At 35.2% G+C, this 6,724-nt stretch carries 3 protein-coding genes; 2 read left to right on the forward strand and 1 reads right to left on the reverse strand.

Translation table 11 applies throughout. The features are described from left to right. Positions 1-84 precede the first annotated feature (84 nt). Together ABUA27_RS11660 and ABUA27_RS11665 are read left to right on the forward strand one after the other, a co-directional pair. The gene (locus ABUA27_RS11660; RefSeq protein ID WP_349820761.1) at positions 85-408 is read left to right on the forward strand and encodes a hypothetical protein; all 324 of its coding nucleotides are present in this window, start codon (positions 85-87) and stop codon (positions 406-408) included. A 383-nt stretch (positions 409-791) separates the two neighbouring features. Then, the gene (locus tag ABUA27_RS11665) at positions 792-6,002 is read left to right on the forward strand and encodes a discoidin domain-containing protein (protein ID WP_349820762.1); all 5,211 of its coding nucleotides are present in this window, start codon (positions 792-794) and stop codon (positions 6,000-6,002) included. A 173-nt stretch (positions 6,003-6,175) separates the two neighbouring features. Here the strand turns inward: ABUA27_RS11665 and ABUA27_RS11670 are convergent. After that, positions 6,176-6,724: transposase (locus tag ABUA27_RS11670; RefSeq protein ID WP_349820763.1), on the reverse strand; the 549-nt coding region annotated here is incomplete at its 5' end.

A 6,724-nucleotide genomic window follows, 5' to 3' on the forward strand; every position in this document is an offset into this window, starting at 1 on the left:
ACGAAATGAAAAAAAGATACCCACAAGGTGGGTATCACAACTGTCAGGTTGTTGTCCTCCTTATGGGTACCATTTTAGAATACTATGATTTTTATTTTTTTAAACATGATATACCTACTTATTTGGTATGCAACAAACAAAATAAGAAGCACTAAAGTTGGTAAAGAATTAGACAGTGGGTTTGAATTTTACAATAGTTTAAATAATAGTGATAAAGAAAATTATTGGAAAGAAGATACTAAAATTTTAAATCTTTTCTTTGTATTTTTCATAATATCTATGGATATTTCCGTTCTTCTTCTTTTTAATGAAAATAATCTTTGGATATTCTCATTAGTTGTAGGATTAATTATTTCATCAGTTGTTGCAATAATATTGAGTATTAATCTTAGGAAGAAATACAAATAAGTGAATAAATTATAGTTTAACCAAAAAAAATCAAGTTGATTATTGTTTGGATTGTGTTTACAATAAGCCTATAAGGAGTGTCCTCTGCCCATATCTGGGGGGTGCTCCTGTTTTTTTAACATACCGTGAACAAGAACTCCCCACCTTTATATGAAATATAGGTGGGGGCTAAATTGCGGTAAACACCTAAAAAAATTTCTAAAATAATTGTGATGAAAAGCTTGATGTAAGAGGTTACATGGACTATACTCTTACATGAGATGGATTGTTACTTTAAGTAGGCAAGACCAGACACATTAAAGCATGCGCTGCATCATGTCTTTTTGTGTTTGGTCTTTTTTTATTGGAGGACAATCAATCAATCAGAAAGGAAAGTGAAAATCGTGGGAAGATTAAAGAAAGTCGTAGCTGCATTATTTAGTGCGAGTATGATTATTTCTAGCTGGAGTATGACACTTGTCCATGCAGATACAATCACAAATATTGCATTAAATAAGAAAGTTACAACAAGTTATGCATGTTCTGGATTTGGTGCTGAAAAAGCAGTGGATGGTGATAAGTCATCACGCTGGGCAACTGAATTTGGTGAACATGCTGCGACTAATCATTGGATTGATGTGGATTTAGGTGCACAGTCTACGATTTCATCTTTTAATATCCATTTTGAGAATCCTAAGGATGGTAATGCTCTGCAAAGAGTACGTAAATTCAAGATTGAAGGATCACTCAATGGTTCATCTTATGCATTGATTCATAATTCAGCAGATAAACCAGAAGGATTTGGCGTAGATGAAGTAGTAACACTTGATACACCTGTACAGTATCGTTATGTAAGATTAACAGTAGAAAAATTACGTGATGGTGCTTATCCAAGTATTTCAGTGGCAGAGTTTGAAGTCATGGGTACTCAGGAAAAGACTGAGACACCTACGAATGTCAATTTAGCGCTAAACAAGAATGTTGTAGTAAGTGCAGAATATCCTACACTCCCTAAGAAAAACCTCACAGATGGTAATGAAAGTACAAGATGGTCTACAGAAGGCGCTCCAGTACAGTGGTTCTATGTAGATCTAGGTAAGTCTGAGTCTTTCAACCAGTTAAAGATGGTTTGGGAAAGTAATGATGTGTATGCAGGTTCTTATAATATCTATGCTTCAGATGATCATACAAATTGGGGTGAAGCTATTGTAAAAAGAACAGGTAACAAGAAACGTACTTCTGTAGAATACTTATCTAGTGTTAAAAAAGCACGTTATGTAAAAGTTGAAGTGACAAAGATGGAAGGGTACGACAGTGTATCATGCTGTGAATTTGAAGTATTGAATTCATCAGATAAAGCACCTCAAAACCCTACAGAAAACGTAGCATTCAATAAGCCTGCAGTGGCTTCTTCAGTTGAAGGTGGTACTTCTTTTACAGCAGGTAAAGCGTTTGATGGTAATACTAAGGGAACATCACGCTGGGCATCTGATGTAAAGAATGCACCTCATTGGATTTATGTGGATTTTGAAGATGTATTAGATGTCAAGACTGTACGCTTAACTTGGGAAACAAGAAAAGCGACAAAATATAGAATCCAGTATGCAACTGAATTAGACAAGTGGACAGATGCAAAAGTATTTAACAGTCGTCCTGCTAATAAGACTCAAAAGATTGTCTTAGATAAAGCGGTGAAGGCACGTTATGTACGCTTGTATATTGATGCAATGGATCCATTAGATCCAGATACAGGCATTAGCTGGAATAATATTTCTGTTTATGAAATGGAAGTATATGGTGGAGAACCAACAGTTGATGTGAATGAAATGATGGATTCTATTACAGTGGCAGAAGTGAAGAAGGGTGATAAGAAGGTTAATGTAACTCTTCCAGAATCTGAAGATTATACAATTACATTCAATGGTGCTGATTATGAACAGCTTGTTGGTGATGATTTGACTATCTATCAGCCTTTAGTTGATACAACTGCTACTTTATCTTTCAAAGCAACAAATAAGAAAGATAAGAATGATTATTTATTTAAAGAAATTGCAGTGAATATTCCTGGTAAATATAACGTCGAACAGGGAGATAATGCAGCCCCTATCGTATTACCAGAATTAAGAGAATGGAAAGGTCATACAGGTACATTCAACTTTAATAAGAATGGTCGTATTGTGGTGCGCAATTCTAAATTGAATGAAATGGCAAAAACATTCCAGAGTGATTTAAAGGAAATCACAGGATCTAAGCTAGATATCGTTACAAGCGGTGAAACAAAAGCAGGAGATATCGTTCTTGATCTTGTAGATAAGAAAGAAAACTTAGGGCTAGATAAGGAAGGCTATATTTTAGAAATTGGTGATACTGTATCAGTAAAAGCTGAACAGGAAACCGGTGCTTTCTGGTCTACACGTACTATTTTACAGATTTTAAAGCTTAATAAGCTCACTATGCCTAAGGGTATGACAAGAGATTATCCACTTTATTCTGTCAGAGGTCTTATTCTTGATGTAGGACGTAAGACATTTACTATGGATAATCTAACAATGTTGATGAAGGAAATGTCTTGGTATAAGTTGAATGACTTCCAGGTACATTTAAATGATAATGTCATTCCTCTAGAAAATTACTCTAATGCAGGTAAGGACCCTATGACAGCTTATTCTGGATTCCGTCTTGAATCTGATATCAAGAAGGGTGGTAAGAACCAGGCTGATTTAACAAGTACAGATGTATTCTATACTAAGAAGGCATTTAGAAACTTCATTAAACAGTCAAGAATGTATGGGGTAAATATTGTTCCTGAAATTGATACACCAGCGCATTCTCTTGCTCTTACTAAGGTGCGTCCAGACTTACGTGCCGGTACTTATGGTCGTGACAATGATCATTTGAACTTAGTAACTAAGTATGATGAGTCAGTGGCTTTTGTGCAGGAAATCTTTGGTGAATATATGAATGGTTCTGATCCAGTCTTTGATTCTAAGACAACTGTACATATTGGTGCGGATGAATATACAAAGGATCCAAATGCATATCGTCGCTTCTGTAACGATATGATTGATTATGTAGAAAAATCAGGACGTAAAGCACGTCTATGGGGAAGTTTATCAAGTCTTAAGGGTAGTGTAACTGTAAAGGCTCAGAATGTAGAAATGAACTTATGGAACTACGGCTGGGCTAATATGGATAAGATGTACGAAGAAGGCTTTGACCTTATTAACTGCAATGATGGTAACTATTACATCGTACCAAATGCAGGGTACTACTATGACTATTTGAATAATTCAACAGTATATAACTTACCAATCAATGAAGTGGGTGGTAAGCATATTCCTGCTGGTGATAAACAGATGCTTGGTGGTTCTTTTGCAGTATGGAATGATATGACAGATTACCTCAATAATGGTATTACTGAATATGACGTTTATGATCGTATTCAGGCATCTGCTGCATTATTTGGTGCTAAGCTTTGGGGTAAAGGATCATTGACTCAGAGTCAGGCAGAAAATGCAACTGGCTTATTAGGAGATGCACCTGGTACTAACTTTGCCTACAATGTAGAAGACAAAGATGGTGTATTTGAAGTTATCGACAATAACACTTCATATAAGGGTGTGAATGCAGATGTAGAAGATGTTGATTATAAGAAGGCTATTCATTTATTGGGTGATTCTTCATATGTAGACACTAAGCTTCATACAACTGTAGGATTAAACAACAGCTTAAGATTCAAGGTAAAACGTACTTCATCTTCAGTTGATAAAGACCAGATTCTATTTGAATCAAGCTATGGTTCTATCAAAGGTGTTCAAAAGGGTACAGGTAAAGTAGCTATCTCAAGAGAAAACTTTGATATTACTTTTGATTATTCACTTCCAGTAGGACAGTGGGTTGAAATTGAAATCAAGAACCCAGATAACGGACGTAATCGCAAGTATGCTGAATTATATGTTAATGGCAAGCTTGTAGACCGTAAGGGTGATGATGAAAAGGTTGAAGGCAATAGACTTATTGCAACTACAATGATTCCATTTGAAAGAGTGGGAAGTAAAACACATGCTTTTGTGGGCTATATTGATGATATTGTGCTTGCAAAGAATAAGGACTATGCTTCAACGAGTGAATTAGATAACACATTATTGATCTTACATGCATTAGAAGCAGATAAGAAAGTAGATGCTTCTAAGAAGGATGCAATGAGATCATTAATAAAAGAAGGAGAGGCCCTTACTTGTCAGGCTGATCCAGATGCTGTGCGTATTGCGGATGTTGTAAAACGTATGAAAGATTTGATTGCGACTATTATTTATAAGAAGGCTGATTACAGCGCAATTGAAGCAATTCTTGCAAAGATTCCTAACACTGATTTGACTAAGATTTATACAAAGGATTCTTTAGATGCTTTAGAAACAGCTAAGAGCAATATTGTATATGATTTACCAAGAGGTATGCAGTCTCAGGTTGATGCGTATGCAAAAGATTTACAGAGTGCATTAGATCGACTTGTATTATTGGATGTGGCTGATTTATATTACTATCAGGGTACAATGACAGGTACTGCTTCTTCACAGGAAACTGCAAATGAAAAAACACCTGCTTCTAATGCTTTAGATGGTAACCCAGGTACATTCTGGCATACATTATGGAATGGTGCTTCTTTACCACACTGGTATATGATTACTATGGGCACAACTGAAAAGGTAGATGGACTTTATTATTTACCACGTAGTAATGCTGGTAATGGTACAGTGACTCAGTATAGTATCGAAGTAAGTACTGATGGGCAGACTTTCAAGAAAGTCAAAGAAGGTACACTTCCATTAAATGCAGAAGGTAAGTTAATCAGCTTTGATGCAGTTGATGCAAAGTATGTAAGATTTAATATTTTAGCAGCTAAGGGTGGATTTGGCAGCGCAGCTGAATTCAAGATTCATTATGTGCCAGCAACAAATGGAGCAGAAGAACTTGAAGCACTTATTAAACATGCAGAAGGATTGGATCGTACACTTTATACTAAAGAATCATTAGAAAAGTTAGATATTGCATTAGAAAAGGCAAAAGCTGTATTAAAGAAGGAAGATGCTTCAGCAAATGAAATCAATGAAGCAAAGACAAATCTTTATAATGCTTTATTAAAGGATTTAATTGCGAAGACTCCTGTGATCAAAGAAGATGCTGATACTAAGGATTTAGAGGATTTAGTAGGTTCTATTGATAAGAATCAGAAGGATTATACAGAAGAAAGCTGGAATAAACTTCAGGACGCTTTAAAGAAGGCTCAGGATGTTTTAAATAAGGAAGAACCTGAGCAATCTGAAGTAGATGCAGCTTATAAGAATCTTAAAGATGCAATTGATGGATTAGAAAAGGTCAAAGATCCAGTCATTACACCGGACAAGCCATCTAAGCCAGATGAAAACAAACCTGGTGAAACAAAGCCTAGCGATTCTAAGCCAAGTGAAACTAAGCCTAGCGAATCTAAACCAAGTGAAACTAAGCCAAATAAGAAACCGCAGACTAGTGATTTGACACCACTTGCAAGTGTATTTAGTTCTATCTTTGTATCATTGAGTGGTATTTATCTTGTAATGAGAAAGAAAGAGTGTTAAGAGTTAGAAAGGGCTTCAAAATGAAGTCCTTTTCTTTATGAAAAAGAACCTTTAATTTTTAAGGGGGGTCAATAAAAAACTCGCTTTAAATATTTGGGGGTTTCCACTTGTAAAGGGCAGTCAGAAATGACTGCCCTTTAGTGCGCTCATATTACTTCTATTTAAATGTTTTATTAGTTCTTTTTCTTATAAGATCCTCTCTTTTTTCCTTCTCTTTTGATTGTTTCATCAATAGCGTAAGAGGAAGGATTAGAGGATTTATTAAGAGAGTACATTAGTCTATTTCTCATTCTTGCAAAGTTCTGATATCCACATGCATTTGAAAGTATCTTATCTATTCTGGAGTTGATTCCTTCTACTGGTCCATTAGATATTCTTCGACCATCTACTAAATCAAATGATGCACATATTTCATCAAACCAGTTTATAAGAGTTCCAGATAATGATATGAAGCCAGTAATTCCTGATGATGCATATTCTTGAATTATTCTTGATAGCCATTCTCTACAGTCCTCGGATGTTGCATAATGATTAAAGGTTATATACTGTTCCTTTAGATTATATGCTTCTGTTAGTTCATTATCTATGTTCAGGATTATTTCAAGCAGTTGATGATAGTCTATATACCTTTTAAGCTTTTTATTATATCTTGCCTTGTTGAATGGAATATCATTGTAGTTTTTCAATATAAGGAAGTGAAACTTTTTGAGAAGATAATATTC

Origin of the sequence: Catenibacterium sp. RTP21428st1_D7_RTP21428_210409 (assembly GCF_040227455.1) — a bacterium.
Classification (GTDB): Bacteria; Bacillota_I; Bacilli_A; order Erysipelotrichales; family Coprobacillaceae; genus Catenibacterium; species Catenibacterium mitsuoka_A.

Bases quoted from the DNA above. Each gene is read 5' to 3' on its own strand.
- ABUA27_RS11660 (WP_349820761.1), top strand. From the start codon at position 85: ATGATTTTTATTTTTTTAAACATGATATACCTACTTATTTGGTATGCA.